General features: G+C 67.3%; 20 protein-coding genes and 1 pseudogene. 8 read left to right on the top strand and 13 right to left on the bottom strand.

Features of this window, described 5'->3' with window-relative positions:
- Positions 1–22: 22 nt before the first annotated feature.
- From ABQE44_RS20705 to ABQE44_RS20680, 6 genes are all read left to right on the top strand, one after another.
- A complete protein-coding gene (locus ABQE44_RS20705) occupies positions 23–901 on the top strand; it encodes a RecB family exonuclease (RefSeq protein ID WP_448394178.1) in 879 nt (292 codons plus the stop codon).
- Positions 898–1695: a thioesterase family protein gene (locus ABQE44_RS20700; RefSeq protein WP_448431689.1), complete on the top strand. Its 798-nt coding sequence runs from the start codon at positions 898–900 to the stop codon at positions 1693–1695. The genes ABQE44_RS20705 and ABQE44_RS20700 overlap by 4 nt, the downstream gene beginning before the upstream one ends.
- Before the next feature lie 174 nt (positions 1696–1869).
- The gene (locus ABQE44_RS20695; protein ID WP_448394180.1) at positions 1870–2187 is read left to right on the top strand and encodes an ArsR/SmtB family transcription factor; all 318 of its coding nucleotides are present in this window, start codon (positions 1870–1872) and stop codon (positions 2185–2187) included.
- Complete coding sequence (locus ABQE44_RS20690; RefSeq protein ID WP_448394181.1) at positions 2184–2687, top strand: SRPBCC family protein; 504 nt, start codon at positions 2184–2186, stop codon at positions 2685–2687. Before ABQE44_RS20695 ends, ABQE44_RS20690 begins: the two co-directional genes overlap by 4 nt.
- A 1-nt stretch (position 2688) precedes the next feature.
- Positions 2689–3333 carry a flavodoxin family protein gene (locus tag ABQE44_RS20685; protein WP_448394182.1) on the top strand — a complete coding sequence of 215 codons (645 nt, stop codon included), beginning with the start codon at positions 2689–2691 and terminating at the stop codon, positions 3331–3333.
- On the top strand, positions 3333–3689 hold the full coding sequence (locus tag ABQE44_RS20680) for a DoxX family protein (protein WP_448431687.1): 357 nt from the start codon (positions 3333–3335) through the stop codon (positions 3687–3689). The genes ABQE44_RS20685 and ABQE44_RS20680 overlap by 1 nt, the downstream gene beginning before the upstream one ends.
- On the opposite strand, the gene ABQE44_RS20675 is transcribed toward ABQE44_RS20680, so the two are convergent.
- The 6 genes from ABQE44_RS20675 to ABQE44_RS20650 form a co-directional block, all read right to left on the bottom strand.
- Entirely contained in the window at positions 3686–5056 is a 1371-nt protein-coding gene (locus tag ABQE44_RS20675; RefSeq protein WP_448394184.1) for an FAD-containing oxidoreductase, read from the bottom strand. The genes ABQE44_RS20680 and ABQE44_RS20675 overlap by 4 nt on opposite strands.
- Before the next feature lie 10 nt (positions 5057–5066).
- On the bottom strand, positions 5067–5549 hold the full coding sequence (locus ABQE44_RS20670) for a DUF4126 family protein (RefSeq protein WP_448394185.1): 483 nt from the start codon (positions 5547–5549) through the stop codon (positions 5067–5069).
- Positions 5550–5616: 67 nt separating this feature from the next.
- Positions 5617–6468, bottom strand: a complete 852-nt coding sequence (hisG, locus tag ABQE44_RS20665) for an ATP phosphoribosyltransferase (RefSeq protein WP_448394315.1) — start codon at positions 6466–6468, stop codon at positions 5617–5619.
- 5 nt (positions 6469–6473) lie between these two features.
- Positions 6474–6755 (bottom strand): phosphoribosyl-ATP diphosphatase, encoded by a 282-nt coding sequence (locus ABQE44_RS20660; RefSeq protein ID WP_448394186.1) that lies wholly within the window; start codon positions 6753–6755, stop codon positions 6474–6476.
- 26 nt (positions 6756–6781) lie between these two features.
- A complete protein-coding gene (locus ABQE44_RS20655; RefSeq protein ID WP_448394187.1) occupies positions 6782–8296 on the bottom strand; it encodes a sugar porter family MFS transporter in 1515 nt (504 codons plus the stop codon).
- A gap of 57 nt (positions 8297–8353) precedes the next feature.
- Positions 8354–9037 carry an HAD family hydrolase gene (locus tag ABQE44_RS20650; protein WP_448431685.1) on the bottom strand — a complete coding sequence of 228 codons (684 nt, stop codon included), beginning with the start codon at positions 9035–9037 and terminating at the stop codon, positions 8354–8356.
- A 40-nt stretch (positions 9038–9077) separates the two neighbouring features.
- Here ABQE44_RS20650 and ABQE44_RS20645 point away from each other — a divergent pair.
- Positions 9078–9231: pseudogene (locus ABQE44_RS20645) on the top strand (NmrA family NAD(P)-binding protein); the annotation flags it as partial.
- A gap of 55 nt (positions 9232–9286) precedes the next feature.
- On the opposite strand, the gene metH reads toward ABQE44_RS20645, so the two are convergent.
- Positions 9287–13033, bottom strand: coding sequence for a methionine synthase (metH, locus tag ABQE44_RS20640; RefSeq protein WP_448394189.1), 3747 nt, complete (start codon positions 13031–13033; stop codon positions 9287–9289).
- Positions 13034–13385: 352 nt separating this feature from the next.
- On the opposite strand from metH, the gene ABQE44_RS20635 reads away from it, so the two are divergent.
- Complete coding sequence (locus ABQE44_RS20635) at positions 13386–14282, top strand: PAC2 family protein (protein WP_448394190.1); 897 nt, start codon at positions 13386–13388, stop codon at positions 14280–14282.
- Here the strand turns inward: ABQE44_RS20635 and ABQE44_RS20630 are convergent.
- The 6 genes from ABQE44_RS20630 to ABQE44_RS20605 all read right to left on the bottom strand — a co-directional run bounded on the left by ABQE44_RS20630 (position 14279) and on the right by ABQE44_RS20605 (position 20047).
- Entirely contained in the window at positions 14279–15625 is a 1347-nt protein-coding gene (locus ABQE44_RS20630; RefSeq protein ID WP_448431683.1) for a DUF1254 domain-containing protein, read from the bottom strand. The two genes, ABQE44_RS20635 and ABQE44_RS20630, sit on opposite strands and share 4 nt — an antisense overlap.
- Positions 15622–16500: an SDR family oxidoreductase gene (locus tag ABQE44_RS20625; protein ID WP_448394192.1), complete on the bottom strand. Its 879-nt coding sequence runs from the start codon at positions 16498–16500 to the stop codon at positions 15622–15624. The genes ABQE44_RS20630 and ABQE44_RS20625 overlap by 4 nt, the downstream gene beginning before the upstream one ends.
- 31 nt (positions 16501–16531) lie before the next feature.
- A complete protein-coding gene (mshC, locus tag ABQE44_RS20620; RefSeq protein ID WP_448394193.1) occupies positions 16532–17770 on the bottom strand; it encodes a cysteine--1-D-myo-inosityl 2-amino-2-deoxy-alpha-D-glucopyranoside ligase in 1239 nt (412 codons plus the stop codon).
- Positions 17771–17849: 79 nt separating this feature from the next.
- Complete coding sequence (locus ABQE44_RS20615; protein ID WP_448394194.1) at positions 17850–18629, bottom strand: 3'(2'),5'-bisphosphate nucleotidase CysQ; 780 nt, start codon at positions 18627–18629, stop codon at positions 17850–17852.
- Between the two features lie 28 nt (positions 18630–18657).
- On the bottom strand, positions 18658–19476 hold the full coding sequence (locus ABQE44_RS20610) for an Rv2133c family protein (protein ID WP_448394195.1): 819 nt from the start codon (positions 19474–19476) through the stop codon (positions 18658–18660).
- The gene (locus ABQE44_RS20605) at positions 19460–20047 is read right to left on the bottom strand and encodes an Rv2134c family protein (protein WP_448410688.1); all 588 of its coding nucleotides are present in this window, start codon (positions 20045–20047) and stop codon (positions 19460–19462) included. Before ABQE44_RS20605 ends, ABQE44_RS20610 begins: the two co-directional genes overlap by 17 nt.
- Positions 20048–20084: the final 37 nt, after the last annotated feature.

Genomic DNA, 20084 nt, shown 5'->3' with positions numbered 1-20084 from the left:
AGCTCAGTCTTAGGCTGCCCCTATGACCGACGTGCCGGACGAACGGGCGGCCCGGCGTCCGGCGCTGTCGCCGTCGCGGGCCGCCGACTTCAAGCAGTGCCCGCTGCTGTACCGGTTCCGTGCCATCGACCGGTTGCCCGAGCCGCCGTCGGCCGCTCAGGTGCGCGGTTCGGTGGTGCACGCCGCGCTGGAGCAGCTCTACGCGCTGCCGGCCGACCAGCGGCGTTGGGAGACGGCGAGGACGCTCGTCGTGCCGGCCGCCGAACGGCTGGTGGCCGCCGAGCCCGAGCTCGCCGATCAGATCGACCCGGCGCTGCTGGATGAGGCGCGGGCGTTGCTGGCGGGCTACTACCGACTCGAGGATCCGACCCGGTTCGATCCGCAGAGCTGCGAACAACGCGTCGAGGTCGAGCTCGCGGACGGCACGCTGCTGCGCGGGTTCGTCGACCGCATCGACGTCGCGCCCACCGGTGAGCTTCGGGTGGTCGACTACAAGACGGGCAAGGCCCCACCGGAGGCGCGCGCACACGCCGAGTTCAAGGCGATGTTCCAGATGAAGTTCTACGCGGTGGCGGTGCTGCGCTCGCGCGGGGTGGTGCCCACCCGGCTGCGGCTGCTGTATCTGGCCGACGGTCAGATTCTGGACTACACGCCCGACATCGAGGAGCTGCTGCGGTTCGAGAAGACGTTGTCGGCGATCTGGCGGGCCATCCAAACCGCGGGCGCCACCGGCGACTTCCGGCCCAGCCCGTCGCGGATGTGTGACTGGTGCGCCCACCACGCGCACTGTCCGGTGTTCGGCGGGACACCCCCGCCGTATCCGGGTTGGCCGCAGGCACCCGATGACGGCCGCGGGTCCAGTGACGACGTGGTGCTGCGCGGCGCGGAGCCGGCCGCGTGATCGACTGCTATTTCCGCCGCGTCGGCGTCGACGGCGATTACGCGGTCTTCGACTCCACCGACGGCACCCGCAGCAACTGGGATCCCGAAATCCAGCACGGCTCTCCGCCGCTGGCGTTGATGACCAAGCACATCGAGGCTCTCGCCGGCGATTCCGGGTTGCGGATCGGCCGGTTGACGCTCGACATCCTCGGCGCGATCCCGGTGACGCGGGTGCGGGTGCGGGCTTGGGTGGACCGCCCGGGCAGGCGGATCTCGTTGATGGTCGCCGAAATGGCTGCGGCGCAACCCGACGGTACGTACCGGGTGGTGGCGCGCGTCACGGCGTGGCTGCTGGCCACCAGCGATACTGCCGACGTGGCGACCGACCGCTATCCCCCGCTGGTCGAGGGTGAGGCGTTGTCGGTGCCGCACAGTTGGGAGGGCGCCAAGGGTTACCTGGAGACGGTGAGCTGGCGCAGGCAGCGCGTTACCGAGGGCGAGTCCGCGGTGGTGTGGTTGGGCCCGCTGGTGCCGCTGGTGGATGCCGAGCCGACGACGGATCTGCAGCGCCTGGCGATGGTGGTCGATTCCGCGAACGGGGCCGGCGCCGCGTTGGACCCGACGGAGTTCCTGTTCATGAACACCGACACCGCCGTGCACCTGCACCGGTTGCCCGTCGGCAGCGACTTCGCGTTGCGCGCGCGGGGTTCGATCGGTCCCGACGGGATCGGTGTCACCACCGCCGATCTGTTCGACCGGCACGGCTTCATCGGCACCTCGGCGCAGACGCTGCTGGTGCAACGCCGCCGATGACCGTACCCGTGGGGTTCCGAGCTCACGTTCACCCACACCGCGCTGTGGGTGAACGTGGAACTGACGAAGAACATCTCCGAGATCGGCCAACTCCGTTTTGATGCGCTCCGCCGCGGGCACCCCTAGGAGTTATATGTGTTTGCATCTATATAGACGAGATGCGATACTCGATGGGTGGATGTCTTCGAAGCCGTCGCCGAGCCGAGTCGTCGGGCACTGCTCGACGCGCTGATCGACGGTGAACGCACCGCCGGTGAGCTCGTCGCGACCCTGCCCGGCCTGACCCAGCCGACCGTGTCCCGCCACCTGCGCGTGCTGCGCGAGGTCGGGTTGGTCGAGGTTCGGCCGGACGCGCAGCGCCGGATCTACGCGCTGCGCGCCGACGGGCTCGTCGCCATGGACGCATGGATCAACCGTTACCGCCGCTACTGGACCGATCACCTCGACGCCCTCGAGCGGCACCTGGAACGCACGCACAAGGAGTCACAGTGACCGAACTCGACGGCCGGCTGACGGTCGACGGCGACCGCGCCGTGTTGAATTTCGAACGCCGTCTGCCCTTTCCGATCGAGGCGGTGTGGTCGGCCATCACCGATCCAGCGCAGCGGGCGCAGTGGTTCGGCGAGACGACGATCGATGCCCGCGAAGGCGGTTCGATCGAGATGGTGGCGACCGACCCGCCGCTGCCGCCCGAACGCAAGCGGATGAACGGGCGCATTCTGGTCTGGGATCCACCGCGCGTGTTCGAACACGAGTGGAAGCAGCCCATCGTCGAGGACGGCGTGGTGCGTTACGAGTTGGCGCCCGACGGCGACGGCACGCTGCTGCGATTCAGCCACCGCGGCCTGAGCGTCCGCAACGCGTCGGGCTTCTACGGTGGCAGCCACGCCTACCTCGACCGCTTGGCGGCCTATCTGGCGGGCACCGAGTTGCCGGACTGGGAGGGCCGTCGGCTGGAAGTGAACAAACTCGCCCATCAGGAAGCGAACTGACATGTCTCACAACGGATCCGATATCGCCGCAGCTACGATTGTTATCGCCTACCATTCCGGATTCGGTCACACCGCCACGCTCGCCGGCGCGGTGGCCGCCGGTGCGCGCGAGGCCGGCGCCGCGGTCACGCTGCTGTCGGTGGACCAGATGACCGAAACGGATTGGGACGTTCTCGACGGGGCGGACGGCATCATCTTCGGCAGCCCCACCTACATGGGCAATCTGTCGGCGGGCTTTCAGGCGTTCGCCGAGAAGACCGGACGGCGCTGCGCCAACGGCGACTGGCGCGACAAGGTCGCGGCGGGGTTCACCAACTCCGGCGCCAAGAGCGGCGACAAGCTCAACACGCTGGTGTCGATGGCGGTCTTCGCGGCCCAGCACCATATGCATTGGGTCAGTTTGGGTTTGGGTCCTGGATGGAACAGTTCGGGCAGCAGTCAGAACGATCTCAACCGCCTGGGCTTCTGGCTGGGCGCCGGCGCGCAGACCGACATCGACGCCGACCCCGATCGGGTGCATCCGTCCGATGTGCAGACCTGCCGGCACCTCGGTTGGCGGGTGGCGATCGTGACCCGCCAACTCAAGGTCGGCCGGTCCGTCACCCCGGCGGCGTCGTCTCCCGCAGTAGCGTCGGCGGCTCGCTGATGCTGACCACCGCGTACGTCATCGTCACGGCGGTCACCGCCGTCGTCAACGTCGCGGCAGCCGTCGCGGACTTCGCTCGTGCCCAATTCGTGCTCGACAACGCCGCCGCCGTTCACCTCTCGGACCGCTCCATCACACCGCTGGGTGTGCTCAAGGCCGCCGGAGCGGCCGGCCTGATCGTCGGGCTGGCCGGCGTGCCGGTCATCGGGCTCGCGGCGGCGGTCGGCCTGGTGCTGTTCTTCATCGGCGCGGTCGCCATCCACGTGCGCTACCGGGTGTTCCACAACATCGCCTACCCGACGATCTTTCTCGCGCTGGCGGTGGCGACGATGGTGCTCGACCTGGCGCGGCCCTAGTCGAGCGGCTTCAACTCCTGCAGCATCGTCGGCACCAATTCGCTGACCGTCGGGTGGATGTGCATCGTGCGCGAGATCGCGGTGTAGGGCTCGTCGGCGGTCATGATGTCGAGGATCGCGTGAATCACCTCATCGCCGCCGACGCCGAGGATCGCCGCACCGAGGATCTTCTCGGTCTCGGCGTCGACGACCACCTTCATGAAGCCTTGCGTCTCCCCCTTTTCCACCGCGCGACCGACCCGCGTCATCGGGCGCGTGCCCACCAACGCCTTTCGCCCGGACTTGCGCACCTGGGCCTCGGTCATCCCGGCGCGGCCCAGCGGCGGGTCGATGTAGAGCGCGTAGGTGGTGATGCGGTCGCTCACCCGGCGCGGGTCGTCATCGAGCAGGTTCGCCGCGACGATCTCGAAATCGTTGTACGACGTGTGCGTGAACGCGCCCTTGCCGTTGCAGTCGCCCATTGCCCAGATGTGCTCGACGTTGGTTCGCAGCTGGTCGTCGACGACGATGTAGCCGCGATCGTCGGTCGCAACCCCCGCCTTGTCGAGCCCCAGGTCGTCGGTGTTGGGCGTGCGGCCGACGGCGACGAGCAGATGGGTTCCCGCGATCGGTGCCGCACCGTCGCTCGGGACGACTTCGAAGCCGTCGTCGGTTTTGGTGAAGCGGATCGCGTCGGCGTCGACGACCACCTCGATCCCCTCGGCTTCGAGGATCTCTTTGATGGCGGCCGAGACGTCCTCGTCCTCCCGTGACGTCAACCGCGGGCCCTTCTCGATCACCGTGACGCCGGCGCCGAACCGGTGGTACATCTGCGCGAACTCCAACGCGATGTAGCTGCCGCCGATGATCACCAGATGCTCAGGCACGGCGTCGAGTTCGAGAATGCCGACGTTGGTCATGTAGTCGATGTCAGACAACCCGGGCATATCGGGGGCCACCGCGCGACCGCCGACGTTGAGGTAGATCCTGTCGGCCTCCAACACCCGGTCGTCGACCCGGATCGTGTGCGGGTCCTCGAACCGGGCGTGGCCGCGGAGGAACGTACACCCCGACATCCCGGCCAGCCAGGACTCCACACCTTCGCGGTCGTCGTTGACGATGCTGTCCTTGCGGGCCTTGACCTTTCGCATGTCGATCGTGACTTCGCCTGTGCCGACCCCGTATTCGGCGCCGCGACGCGCCAATTGAGCGGCGTGGGCGCTGGCCACCAGGGTTTTGGTCGGGATGCAGCCGTAGTTGACGCAGGTGCCGCCGACCAGCTTGCGTTCGATCACCGCGACCGTCTGCCCGGCCTCGGTCAGCCGTCCCGCCAGCGGTGGCCCCGCCTGACCGGCGCCGACGATGATCGCGTCGAACTTCTCTGCCATCGGCTGCCGCTCAGATGAGGCTGACGAGGAAGGCGACGAGGAATCCGCCGCCGACAGCGACGATGTCCTCGAGGATGGCGCCGGGGCGGTCCTGGCCGTTGCGCAGCGATGCCAGCCGCTCGCGCGCCGCCGCACCGGCCAGGGTGCCGAGCACCGCACCCACCATTCCGGCGCCCAGCGCGCTGAACGTGTGGAAGAAGGCGCTGCCGATGACGGCACCGGCGAAGGCGCCCATGATGAGCCGGAAGACGAACTGGGGCGTCGTCTTGCGGCTCGGTGTCTGCGGCAGTTGGTCGGTGACCAACTCCACCAGCAGGAAGATCGTCAACACCGTGACGGTGATCGGATGCGCCATCCACTCAGACCACTTGTCGCCCACGTCGATCCAGCCCAGTACCGCGCCCCATGACACCACCGCGGGCGCGGTGAACGACCGCAGGCCGGCGATCACACCGATCAGTAGCGCGAGCAAGATAACCAGAGCCTGCGTCATGTCGACCTCCGACCGGTGAATACGCCTTTCGGACGCTAACACGGCCCACGCGTGCCGGCCGGGTGAATCAGATGCGGCAGAACCGGATATCGGAGGCCAGGATCGCCTTCGCGCCGATGGCTCCGAGCTGGTCCATGATGGCGTTGACGTCGCGGCGCGGTACCAGCGAGCGCACGGCCACCCACGCCGTATCGGCCAGCGGCGCGATGGTGGGCGATTCCAGGCCGGGCGTGACGGCGATCGCGGCGTCCAGCACACTGCGCGGACAGTCGTAGTCCAGCATCAGGTACTGCTGGCCCCGCACCACGCCTTGGACGCGTCCGGCCAATTGGTCGCGGGCCGAGCGGTTGTCGTCGGAGGCGTCGATGCGTTCGACGAGCACCGCCTCTGAATCGCACAGCGATTCTCCGAACGCCACCAGGTTGTGCAGCCCGAGGGTTCGGCCCGAACCCACCACGTCGGCGATCGCGTCGGCGAGGCCCAGCTGCACCGAAATCTCCACCGCACCATCGAGGCGGATGACCGTGGCCTCAATTCCCTTTTCCGCCAGATCTTTTCGGACCAGATTCGGAAATGCCGTGGCGATCCGCTTACCTGCGAGGTCCTCGACCCGCCAGGTGGTCCCGGCAGGCGCCGCGTAGCGGAAAGTCGAGTAGCCGAACCCCAGCGCCAGACGTTCTGTCACCGGCGCATCGGATTCGGCGGCGAGGTCACGTCCGGTGATACCGAAGTCCAGCTCGCCCGACCCGACGTAGGTGGCGATGTCCTTCGGCCGCAGGAAGAAGAACTCGACGTGGTTGGCGACGTCGACGACCGTCAAGTCCTTGGAGTCGGTGCGGCGCCGGTATCCGGCCTCCGACAGGATTTCGGAGGCCGGTTCGGACAGCGTGCCCTTGTTCGGGACGGCGACGCGCAGCATGTCGGTCATAGCTTCGCGTAGACGTCATCGAGCGTGAGCCCCCGCGCGAGCATCAACACCTGCGTCCAGTACAGCAGTTGGCTGATCTCCTCGGCCAGGGCCTCGTCACTCTCGTGTTCGGCGGCCAGCCACACCTCGCCGGCCTCTTCGAGGATCTTCTTACCGAGCCCGTGCACGCCGCCGTCGAGCGCTGCGACGGTTCCGCTGCCTGCCGGCCGGGTCCGCGCGCGCTCGGACAGTTCGGCGAACAGCGCTTCGAAGGTCTTCACGGCCTGCGATTGTTTCACGCCGGACCGGTGCGGGTCACGCGGGTTTAGCCAGCACGGGGTTTCGACACCGGAATGTCCTGCTGCATATCCTCCAGGTGCTTACCCTTGGTCTCTGCCACCCAGCGCCACACGAACACCAACGACAGCACCGCGCACACCGCATAGAAGCCGTACGCCGCGCCCAGATGGTCGCGCAGACCAGGGAACGTCACGGTGATCAGCCAGTTGGACACCCACTGTCCGGCCGCGGCCAGGCCGAGCGCCGCAGCGCGGATACGGTTGGGGAACATCTCGCCGAGCAGCACCCAGACCACCGGGCCCCACGACATGCCGAACGACACCACGAACAGGTTCGCCGCGACCAGCGCGATCGGCCCCGATGCCCCTTGGAGCACCGGTTGTTCCACGCCGTCGACGACCTCGGTGCCCGCGGTGGCAAAGATCACCGCCATCGTGCTCAGCGTGACCGCCATACCCGTCGAACCCACGAGCAGCAGGGGTTTGCGCCCGACCTTGTCGATCAGCGCGATCGCGATCAACGTCGTGACGATATTGGTCACCGACGTGATCACCGTGATGACGAACGCCTGGCTCTCATCGAAGCCGACGGCCTCCCACAGGATGTTTGAGTAGTAGAAGATCACGTTGATGCCGACGAACTGCTGGAACATCGACAACCCCAGGCCGACCCACACGATGCCGTAGATGCCGCCGGTGGGCTTGCGCAAATCACGCCATGACGGCGGCTTCTCGGCCTCGAGCGACTTCTGGATGCGGGTGATCGTCAACTCCAGGTTCTTCTCCCCCAGCAGCATGGTGAGGACCCTGCGCGCTTCCGGAATCCGGTATTTCGCAACGAGATAACGCGGCGACTCGGGGATCGTGAACGCCAGCGAGCCGTAGACGACGGCCGGGACCGCCATCATGAGGAACATCCAGCGCCACGCCTCCATGCCGAGCCACAGGACTTCACCGGACCCTCCTGCCAGGTGGGCCAGCAGGTAATCGATCGCCAGCGATAAGAAGATGCCCGTGACGATCGCCAACTGTTGCAGCGAGCCGAGCCGGCCCCGGATCCGCGGCGGCGAGGTCTCCGCGATGTACATCGGAGCGATCACCGAGGCGACACCCACCCCGACGCCGCCGACGATGCGGAACACCACCAGCATCCACAGGCCGCTCGGCAGGCCGAGATAGTGGTCGTCGTTGCCACCGATGAAGTTGAACGCCAAACCGGTGCCGAACGCGCTGATCAAAAAGAGCATGGCCGCGAGCTTCATGACCGCCAGGCGGCCGATTTTGTCGGCGAGCCCGCCCGCGGTCATCGCGCCGACCGCGGCCCCCAGCAAAGCCGATGCCACCGCGAAGCCCAACCCGAGGCCGCCGATTGCGAACTCGTCCTCGATCGCGGCGACCGCACCGTTGATCACCGCGCTGTCGTATCCGAACAGCAGCCCGCCCAGGGCCGCCACGGCCGCGATCCGCACGACCCGCCCGGCGTGCTCCGTCTCCTCGTAATCCAATCCGGATTCGGGTGCGCCAGCCGGTGAATGACTCATGAGTCGCCCCTCCGCAGCATGCGTGACAAGAGACACATTGAATCATTGGCGCCCGCGTCAGGCGGGCTGTTCGCCGAGTTCTCCCGTCAGTTGCGCGTAGATCTTCAGCAACGCCGCAGCGTCCAAACCCGCGAGCGAATCGACGTGTCGGCGCCGGGGCCCGGCGGGTACCTCGACGTCATTGGGTACCACCAGCACCGGGCAGCCGGCGTTCTCGGCGGCGGCGGTGCCGGTGACGGAGTCCTCGATCGCCAGGCACTTCGCCGGCGCCACCCCGAGCAGGTCGGCGGCCCGCTGGTAGGCGTCGGGCGCGGGCTTGCCGCGACGCACCTCGTCGCCGCAGACAGTTGCCGAAAAGTAATGCCTGCCAATGCTGTTCAGCGCACGCTCAGTCAGCAGGCGCTGCGTATTGGTCACCAATGCCATCGGAATTGCTTCGGCGGCAAGCGCTTCCAGCATTTCACGGGCGCCTTCACACCACGGCAGCCCGTCCTCGAACAGCCCGGCGGTGTAGGTATGCAGCCAACGGTCGGATTCGGCCATCGCGGCCGGGTCCGCGTCGAGGCCGAGGTCGGCGTACACCGTGCGGATGGTGTCTTCGGCGGAGCTGCCCACCAGCGACGCCCTGACCTTCGCGGTCAACCCGCCACCGAGTTCGGTGTAGAGCGCGGCCAGCGAGACGTCCCAGAGTTTTTCGGAGTCGACGAGGGTGCCATCCATATCGAGCAGCACGGCCTGCATGTTCGCGATTGTGTCATGGCCGGCGCGGAGCGTGAAATCCGTGACAATTCTCGTGACGGGAGCCACCGGAAACATCGGTCGCCGCATTGTCGACCACCTGATCGACTTGGGCTGCAACGACATCCGCGCACTGACCAAAAACTCCCGCCAAGGCCAGCCTGCCCGATGGGGTCAGCGCCGTCACCGGCCACCTCGGCGAACCCGAAATCGTGCAGCAGATCGGCGTGGGTATCGGCATCGACGTCAGGCTCAGTCCTCCGGGTTGTAGCTGAGGTTCGAGCTCAGCCAGCGCTCGGCTTCCTTCAGCGTCCAACCCTTGCGCTTGGCGTAGTCGGCGACCTGATCCTGGGCCACCCGGCCGACCACGAAGTACTGGGACTGCGGGTGCGAGAAGTACCAGCCGCTGACCGCAGCACCGGGCCACATCGCCATCGACTCGGTCAGCTCGATGCCGGTGCGCTTGTGCACGTCCATCAACTCCCAGAGCGTCGCCTTCTCGGTGTGCTCCGGGCACGCCGGATAACCCGGGGCCGGGCGGATTCCGACGTACTTCTCCCCGATCAGTGCCTCGTTGTCGAGCTGCTCGTCGGGCTGGTATCCCCAGAACTCCGTGCGGACCCGCTGGTGCATCCGTTCGGCAAACGCCTCTGCCAGCCGATCGGCAATCGACTCCAGCAGGATCGCGCTGTAGTCGTCGAGCGCCGCCTTGAACTCCATGATCTTTTCCTGGCTGCCCAGCCCCGCGGTGACAGCGAACGCGCCGACGTAGTCGGCCAGCCCGGTGTCTTTGGGCGCGACGTAGTCACCCAGCGAGCGGTTCGGGATGCCTTCGCGGTGCTCACCCTGCTGGCGCAGGTTGTGCAGCGTGGTCAACACCTGGGTGCGGGTCTCGTCGGTGTAGACCTCGACGTCGTCCCCATTACCTGAGCCGACGGCGTTGGCCGGGAAGAACCCGATCACCCCGTTGGCCGTCAGCCACTTCTCCTTGATCACGGTGTCGAGCATTTCCTGGGCGTCGCCATACAGCTTGCGGGCGGTCTCGCCGGTCGACGGGTTGTTGAGGATGTCGGGGAAGCGACCCTTCATCTCCCAGGCGTTGAAGAACGGCTGCCAATCGATGTACTCGCGCAGTTCGGCGAGGTCGTAGTCCAGAAACTCCCGCACCCCGAGCCCCTGGGCAGGCACCGGCGGTGTGTAACCGTCCCACTCGATCGGCGTCCGGTTGGCGCGGGCCTTGTCCAGCGTCAACATCGGCCGCTCGTTCTTCTTGGCGTGCCGATCGCGCAGTGCTGCGTAGTCCTTCTCGGTGGCCTCCAGCAGGGCCGGCCGCTGTTTGTCGTCCAGCAATGCGGCGGCCACCGGCACCGAGCGCGAAGCATCCTTGACCCAGACCACCGGGCCGCTGCGCCGCGGCGAGATCTTCACGGCCGTGTGGGCCCGCGAGGTGGTGGCGCCACCGATCAGCAGCGGGATCTCCAGGCCCTCGCGTTCCATCTCGACGGCGAAGTTGGACATCTCGTCCAGGGACGGGGTGATCAGCCCGGACAGCCCGATGATGTCGGCGTCGTGTTCCCTGGCCGCGGCCAGGATCTTCTGCGCGGGCACCATCACACCGAGGTCGATCACCTCGAAGTTGTTGCACTGCAGGACGACCCCGACGATGTTCTTGCCGATGTCGTGGACGTCGCCCTTCACCGTCGCCATCACGATCGTGCCGTTGGTGTCCTTCTCGGCGGCCGTGCCCGACGCTTCCTTCTCCGCCTCGATGAACGGCAGCAGGTACGCCACGGCCTTCTTCATCACCCGGGCCGACTTCACCACCTGGGGCAAGAACATCTTGCCCGAGCCGAACAAATCCCCGACGACGTTCATCCCGTCCATCAGCGGACCCTCGATCACCTCGATGGGGCGACCGCCGGCCGCGGCGATCTCGGCCCGCAGCTCCTCGGTGTCCGACTCGGCGTAGGCGTCGATGCCCTTGACCAACGCGTGCGTGATCCGTTCGCGGACCGGCAGGTTGCGCCACTCGGCGGCGGCCGGATCCTCCGACTTCTCGGTGCTGTTGAACCGTTCGGCGATCTCCAGGAGCCGTTCGGCAGCGTCCTCGCGACGGTTCAGCACCACGTCCTCGATGCGGTCCCGCAACTCGGGGTCGATCGAGTCGTAGGGCACCAGCGCGCCGGCGTTGACGATGCCCATGCTCAGCCCGGCGTTGATGGCGTGATAGAGGAACACCGCGTGGATCGCCTCGCGCACCGGGTTGTTGCCGCGGAACGAGAACGACACGTTGGAGATGCCGCCGGAGAGGTGCACCCCGGGCAGGTTCTCCTTGATCCAGGCGCAGGCCTCGATGAAGTCGATGCCGTAGGTCGCGTGCTCCTCGATCCCGGTGGCCAGCGCGAAGCAGTTCGGGTCGAAGATGATGTCCTCGGCCGGGAAGCCGACCTGCTCGGTCAGGATCCGGTAGGCGCGCCCGCAGATCTCCTTGCGGCGCTCCAGGTTGTCGGCCTGGCCCTCTTCGTCGAAGGCCATCACGACGACGGCGGCGCCGTACTTGCGGCACAGCCGGGCCTCCTGGATGAACTTCTCCTCGCCCTCCTTCATGGAGATCGAGTTGACGATCGGCTTGCCCTGTACGTTCTTCAGACCGGCCTCGATGACCTCCCATTTGGAGGAGTCGATCATCACCGGGATCCGGCTGATGTCGGGCTCTGAAGCGATCAGCTTGGTGAACCGGTCCATCGCGGCCACGCCGTCGATCATGCCCTCGTCCATGTTGATGTCGATGACCTGCGCACCGACCTCGACCTGCTGCAGGGCCACCGACAGCGCAGTGTCGTAGTCCTCGGCCTTGATCAGGTTGCGGAACCGGGCCGAACCGGTGATGTTGGTGCGCTCACCGATGTTGACGAACAGGGAGTCGTCATCGATGTTGAGCGGCTCCAGCCCCGAGAGCCTGGTGGCCACCGGGATTTCGGGCACCTGCCGCGGCGCTTTGCCCTCGACGACTTTGGCGATCTCGGCGATGTGCGCAGGCGTCGTGCCGCAGCACCCACCGACCAGGTTGACGAAGCCCGCCTCGATGAAGTCGGCGAGGTATCCGGCCTGACGCTCGGGGGTCTCGTCGTACTCGGCGAAGGCGTTGGGCAGCCCGGCGTTCGGATAGCAGGAGACGAAGGTGTCGGCGATCCGCGACACCTCGGCGATGTAGGGCCTCATCTCCGGCGCGCCCAGCGCGCAGTTGAGGCCGATCGCCAGCGGTTTCGCGTGCCGGATCGAGTTCCAGAACGCCTCGGTGACCTGACCGGACAGCGTGCGCCCGGACGCGTCGGTGATGGTGCCCGAGATGATCACCGGCCAGCGGCGTCCACGTTCCTCGAACAGCGTCTCGATGGCGAACACCGCCGCCTTGGCGTTCAGGGTGTCGAAGATGGTCTCGACGAGCAGGATGTCGGCACCGCCGTCGACCAGGCCGTTGGCCGCTTCGAGGTAGGCGGCGGCGAGCTGGTCGTAGGTGACGTTGCGGGCCCCCGGATCGTTGACGTCCGGTGAGATCGACGCGGTCCGGGTGGTGGGCCCCAGTACCCCGGCGACGTAGCGGGGCTTGTCCGGGGTGGCGAACTCGTCGCAGGCTGTGCGCGCCAGGGCGGCGCCGGCGTAGTTCAGCTCGTAGCTGAGCTCGGCCATACCGTAGTCGGACAGTGAGACCGCGTTCCCGTTGAACGTATTGGTCTCCAGGATTTCGGCGCCCGCTTCCAGATATTCGCGGTGGATCGCCTCGATGATCTGCGGTTGCGTCAGGTTGAGCAGGTCGTTGTTGCCCTGAAGATCGCTCGGCCAGTCCTTGAACCGCTCGCCGCGGTAGCCGGCTTCGTCTGGCCGGTCGCGCTGGATCGCGGTGCCCATCGCGCCGTCGATGACCATGATCCGTTGGCGCAGCGTGGCCGCGAGTTCGTCGGTGCAGTCCGGGCGGATATTGGGCTCAAATTCAGTCATGGCGCTCCTTCCGTAACGGAAGGCGTCCTTGTTGACCTCGTCGAGCGTGGCGGATACCGAGGGGAACCCCGCCCCCCAGATAGCCGTTGCAACGCCTCTCGACCAGCAAAGTCTACGTCCTAACCTGTTTGGCGTCTCCTCGTCGCTGCGAATCGCCGTGCCCGCGGGTGACAGTCCGCATTAACCGAATTGCAGCTGAACGTATTTCGTCTTGGTGGCCTCGGCTGGCCGCTGGCGGCCGGTAGCGGCCGGTTGCTTCACCTCAGCCACGCATACAGGGTAGTCGCCCGGTTCAAGTCGGCTCGTGCGGCGATGGCGCTCCTCTCCCCCGCACAGGGCTTACGCTGGCGTTGTGACCCTGTCGGATGCAAGCGGCTCATCTGAAAACCGCCCGGGCCTGCCCAAACTCAACGAGACCATCATCGTTGCGGCTTTCGAAGGCTGGAACGACGCCGGTGACGCCGCCAGCGACGCGCTGGGCCACCTGGAGGCGGTCTGGGGCGCTGAACCGCTCGTGGAGATCGACGACGAGTCATACTACGACTACCAGGTCAACAGGCCGGTGATCCGCCAGGTCGACGGCGTCACCCGGGAGTTGGTGTGGCCCTCGATGCGCATCTCGCACTGCCGGCCCCCGGGGTCGGGGCGCGACATCGTGCTGATGAACGGAGTGGAGCCCAATATGCGGTGGCGTACGTTCTGCGCCGAGCTGCTGGCGATCGCCGACAAGCTCAACGTGCAGACCGTGGTGATCCTGGGCGCGTTGCTCGCCGACACCCCGCATACCCGGCCGGTGCCGGTGTCCGGGGCGGCCTACTCGTCGGACTCCGCGGAGACGTTCGGGCTCGAGGAGACCCGCTACGAGGGCCCGACCGGTATCGCCGGGGTGCTTCAGGACGCGTGCGTGCAGTCCGGTATCCCGGCGGTGACGTTCTGGGCGGCGGTGCCACACTATGTGTCGCAACCGCCGTGCCCCAAGGCCACGGTGGCGCTGCTGCGCCGGGTGGAAGACGTGCTCGACGTCGAGGTGCCGCTCGGCGACCTGCCCGCCCAAGCCGAGGAGTGGGAGCAGGCGGTCTCGGAAATGACGGCCGACGACGACGAGATCGCCGAGTACGTGCAGTCACTCGAGCAGCGCGGTGACGCCGAGGTGGATATGCACGACGTGCTCGGCAAGATCGACGGCGACGCGCTAGCCGCCGAGTTCGAGCGGTATCTACGCCGTCGCGGTCCGGGTTTCCGCGGCTAGACCTTCACCACCTGCGGTGGCTTCCATGTGCCGTTCAGCGCGTCGGGTTTGGGCCAGTACAGCCGCATGACCATCTGGAACGGGCCCTTCGGAGCCGGCAACCAGTTGGCCTCTCGGGCAAGACCGGGCGATGCGTTCTGCACATAGACGGTGTATCCGCCGTCGGGGTCGGGCACCAGGCCGGGCAGCATCTCCGAGTTGATCAGGTAGCGCTGGATCGGGTTATTCACCAGCAGGCTTTGCGGCATCTCGTACATCGTCACCGACCAGAAGGCGTTGACCGGGGGCAGCTGGCCGGCAGGCAGCTTCACGACGTAGTCGTTGGCTCCGGTCAGCGGCGCCCCCGTGGCATCGACGGCCAGACCGGGATATACCGCCTCGGCCGCGGTGTTGCCGAAGATGCCGTACACCGCGCCCGCCATCCGGTAGAGGTAGTTGCCGTTCAGATCCGCTGCGGTGCCGAAGAACTGCGCAGATCCGACCTCGCCGGTTTCGATCTTGTCCTTGGTCAGCGTGTCGAGCTCGACCCACGCGTCCGCCATACCGGCTTGTACGGCCGAGCGCATCTGCGCTGAGAGCTTGTCCGCTTCGAAGTCGCCGTCGGGCCCGATCCCGATGGACGCGAACCGCTCACGCAGTTCCTTCTCTTCGGGCAACGTCGGCATGCTCCGCAACGTGAACCCGAGAATCTCGAAGAACTGCGGCGACGTCCGCTGCTGATCCGGGCGCAGCGGCGGCACGAAGTCGATCGGAGGGGCCGGCTCGGGCGCCGGTTGGTTCAGGTATGCCGACAGGGGCGTCGCGGTGTATCCGGCCTGGATCTCCTCGACGTTCGGCAGATCCGCGGGCCCGAACAGCTGGGTGCGGTAGATCACCGACCCGAGCTGGGTGTCGAACCGGATGACCTCGTCAATGCCTTCGGGTTTCGGGCCGTCCCAGTCAGGACCGGTCAGAAGGTATTTGCCGCCGTCGTTTCCGGTGGTGCGGCTGCCGATATACGCGACGTTGTAGGTGTAGCCGTCGATGAACTGCAGCGAGTAGTAGCGGTCCTGTTCGATCCGCGGAACGGTGAGCACCAGCGGCTCGGTGCGCAGGTCGACACCCAGCATCGAATACGGCGTGTCCGCGTTCGGCGTCTGCACCGCCTTGTCCTCGGGTGTGAAAAGCCTTGCCTCGCTGTGAACTTCGTTGAATCCGCCCCTGTACTCCGGATCCTGCCGATCGACGAAGTAGGAGTACTGGATGCGGCAGCTGTCGACCAACGGGAAACCGTAGATGTAGGCCTCTTTGGCGATTGCCCTCGCCTGCTCCGGGCTCACCGGCGCCGCGGCGCGGCGGATCACCGCTTTTCCAGGCCTTCGGTGCGTGCGCTCATCGAGCGTCCGAGGGCGGCCACCTCGGCGTCCATCTGCGGCAGCAGCTCCGGCACCGATTTAGCGGTGATGCGGTCGCCTAGCTGCGACGCCATCAGCGGCTTGAGCCACCGCATCAAGCCGACCCAGCGCGGGCAGTTGATCTGGCGTTTGCGGGCTTCGATGCCCTCGACGAAGATTTCGCCGCACTTCTGTACCGACGTGGTCGTGCCCAACGGCCCCGGCAGCCGTCGCATCATCTCGCGGAAGGCGGCCGAATCGGCCTTGCCCTCGCGCACCATCGGCGTATCGATCCACAGCATGTGGCCCGAGCCGACGTCGACGCCGCGGTGGGCAACCTCCAGCCGCAGCGCGTTGGCGAAGTGTTCGACGCCGGCCTTCGAGGCGTCGTATGCCGCCATCCCGGCCCCGGCTGCGTAGGCGGCTGCCGACGACATGACCAGCACGTAGCCGCGCCGGTCGAGCACCGACGGCAGTGCGGCGCGCACGGTGTGGAACACGCCGACCACGTTGACGTCGATCAGCGTCTGAAACGCCTGCGGATCCACCCCGAGCACGGAGCCGGCCGTCGCGATACCCGCGTTGGCGATCACGATGTCGATGCCGCCGAAGCGTTGCACGCCCTGGTCCACCGCGGCCTGCATGGCCTGCAGGTCACGCACGTCGGCGACGGTGGTCAGCACCCGCTCTCCGCCGAGGCGTGCGGCCACCTTCTGCAGTTGGTCGTCGTCCAGGTCGGTCAGCACCAGGCGGGCGCCCTTGGCATGCAGGCGCTGCGCCACTTCGGCTCCGATGCCGCTGGCGGCGCCGGTGATCAACGCGACTTTTCCGTGCACAGAAGTCATGGCGCCAAAATTACCCGGCGGGTGCACCCGGTTACAGCTCCACACCCAGCAGCGCGTCGGTCACGGCCGCCACGGTGCGCGGGGCTTCGGTGTCGTGGCCGCCATACTCGAGCGCGTCGGTGGCCCAACCGTCCAGCGCGGCGAGCGCTTTCGGGGTGTCCAAATCGTCTGCCAGGTAGCGACGCACCCGCGCCACCACGTCGGTGGCGTCGGGACCGGCGGGCAGCGCGGCCGCCGTGCGCCAGCGGTGCAGCCGCTCGTTGGCCTCGGTGAGCACCGCGTCGCTCCAGTACCGGTCGGTGCGGTAGTGCCCGGCGAACAGGCCCAACCGGATCGCGGAGGGGTCGACGCCGTCAGCGCGTAGCGCCGAGACCAGCACCAGGTTGCCGAGGCTCTTGCTCATCTTCTCGCCGTCCCAGCCGATCATGCCCGCATGCACGTAGTGGCGCGCGAAACGCCGCTCTCCGGTGACGGATTCGGCGTGGGCCGCTGAGAACTCGTGGTGCGGGAAGATCAAGTCGCTGCCCCCGCCCTGGATGTCCAGCCCGGTGCCGATGCGGCTCAGCGCGATCGCCGAACACTCCACATGCCAACCGGGCCGTCCCGGTCCGAACGGCGATGGCCAGCTGGGTTCACCCGGTCGGGCCGCCTGCCAGAGCAACGCGTCGAGCTCGTCGCTCTTACCGGCCCGCGCGGGGTCGCCGCCGCGCTCGGCGAACAGCTCCAGCATGGTGTCGCGGTCGTAGCCGGACTCGTAGCCGAACTGGCGGGTGGCGTCGGCACGGTAGTAGATGTCGGGATGCTCGGGATCGTCGACGACGTAGGCCGCGCCGGAGGCCAACATCTTCTCGACGATCTCGATCACCTCGGCGATGGCGTCGGTGGCCGCCACATAGTCGTGCGGCGGCAGCACCCGCAGCGCGGCCATATCCTCGCGGAACAGCTGGGTTTCGCGTTCGGCGAGCTCACGCCAGTCGATCCCGTCGCGCTGCGCGCGTTCGAGAAGCGGATCGTCGACGTCGGTGATGTTCTGCACGTAGTGCACCCGGTGTCCCCCGTCGAGCCAGATCCGGTACACCAGGTCGAAGGCGAGGTAGGTGGCCGCATGGCCCAGGTGGGTGGCGTCGTACGGGGTGATTCCGCAGACGTACATGGTGGCGGTTTCACCGGCGCCGACCGGGCGTACCTGCCGGTCGGCGCTGTCGTAGAGGCGCAGTTGCGGACTGCGACCCGCGATCGCCGGAACGACGGGCGCCGGCCACGAATTCATGATCTCGACTCTAGGCATCGACGTGACCGACAACGCAGGGGGCTGTTTCTATTCCCGTTCTATTCCCGCTTACACCCGGTCAGTTTCGAAACCGGCTGCGGTAGGCCGACAGGATGCTGTCGAGCAACACGTCGCGCAGTTCTGTTCGACACATCAGCAGGTCGGGCAGGTACGGATCGCGCCGGTTGTAGATCAACTCGGACCCGTCGAGCCGGGACGCATGCAGGCCGGCCGCCTGCACCACCCCGGCCGGCGCCGCCGAATCCCACTCCCACTGACCGCCCGCGTGCAGGTAGGCGTCGACGTCGCCGCGCACCACGGCCATCGCCTTGGCCCCCGCGGAGCCGATGGCCACCAGCCGGATATCCAACCGCTCGCGCAGCCACCACAGCACCGCCGGCGGGCGGTTGGAGCTCGCGGTGATGAGGATCGGGCCGTCGGCGCGCGGCGGCGGCGGTGGCACCGTATCGGTGCGGTACACCTCACCGCGCCCGGGCAGCGCGACGGCGGCGTCGGTGATGGCCCCGTTGGGTCCGCCGTCGCGGCGCCACAGCGCGATGTGCACCGCCCAGTCGGTGCGGCCGGGGATCGAAAACTCGTGGGTGCCGTCGACGGGGTCGACGATCCAGACCCGGTCGGCATGCACCCGGGACAGGTCGTCGACGGCTTCCTCGGACAGCACCGCATCGTCGGGCCTGGCCTGACGCAGCCGGTCCAGGATCAGCACATTGGCGCGCTTGTCACCGAGGTCGCCGAGGTCGTAAGGGTCCCAGAAGCCGATCTCCTCACGGATGCCCAGCAGCATCTCGCCGGCTTCGGCGGCCACCTCGGCCGCCAATGCCGCATCCGTCAGGCTCACCGGCTCAGTAGACCATGCGTCGCGGCCATCAGAACGCGGGCCACGGGATCGGGCGGTGCCGGTCGGGTGTCGGCATCACCGGATTGGCCAGCAGCTCAACGGCTCTGGCTTCCAGCGCGGCGATCTCGCGGCGGGTGATGTGTTCAGTCAACTGCTCGCCCAAGCCGTTTCGCAGCTCTTCGCGCAGCCGGTTGACCGATTCGAGCATCTGATCGTCCACGGGTTTACCGGCCCAGCCCCACAGCACGGTGCGCAGCTTGTCCTCGGCGTGCAGGCACACGCCGTGGTCCACGCCGTACACGTGCCCGTCGACACCACACAGGATGTGCCCGCCTTTGCGGTCGGCGTTGTTGATCAGCACGTCGAAGACGGCCATGCGCCGCAACCGCAGATCGTCGGCGTGCACCAGGGTCACCTCGTCGCCGGCGTAGTCGTAGGCCCGCAACACCGGCAGGTAGCCGGGCGGAATGTGTCCCACCGGCAGCAGATCGATGAGGTCGGGGCCGGACACCGGTTCGTCGTCGGGGTCGTCGCCGGGCTGGTCCACCCATAGCTGCAACATCCCGCGCCCGGCCGGTCCGTCGCGAATAATGGTGTAGGGCACGATGTTCCAGCCGAGCGCCACCGATACCAGGTACGCGCCTAGTTCTCGGCCCGCCAGCGTGCCGTCCGGGAAGTCCCACAACGGCGCCTCACCTTTGATCGGCTTGTACACGCAATGCGCCTGGCGTTCACCGAGATGCGCCTCACACAAGAACGTGGCGTTGCTGGCCGAGCGGATACGTCCGATGACGGTCAACTCGCCGCCGCGCAGCACCTCCGATGGCCCGCTAGATGTCGGGGTCATCGTCGGACTCTGCGAAGGCGCCGCGCCGGTAACCGTTGGTGCGTACGCAGAAGTGACCCTCCGGATCCAGCGGTTCGTCACACAGCGGGCACGGCGGCCGGCCCGCCGAGATGACCCGATTCGAGCGCGTCGCGAACTCGCGCGCAGACTCGGGGCTCAAGAACACCCGCACGGCGTCGGGCCCGTCCTCGGCGTCGTCGAGCACCACCGACGCGTCGAACTCGGTTTCGGAGACCGCGAGGAGTTCGACGACGACGGTCTGGGCCTCCGAATCCCAGCCCAGCCCCATGGTGCCGACCCGGAACTCGGCGTCCACCGGCGTGATCAGCGCGTCCAGATCCTCCACCTCACCGGTGTCCGGCGGCACCGGCGTGCCGAACCGACGGTTGATTTCGAGCAGCAACGCAGAAATGCGTTCTGCGAGCACGGCAACCTGCTGCTTCTCCAGGACCACCGACACCACCCGCTTGTCGTGGACGGCCTGCAGGTAAAAGGTGCGGTTGCCCGGCTGCCCAACCGTGCCGGCCACGAAGCGGTCGGGGGTGCGGAAGACGTGAATTGCGCGGGCCATGGTCTCTCCCAAAATACCGGCAACGATTCGCCAGCCG

It is taken from the genome of Mycolicibacterium sp. XJ2546 (assembly GCF_053483195.1).
This window is presented reverse-complemented; position numbering and strand designations above follow the sequence as displayed.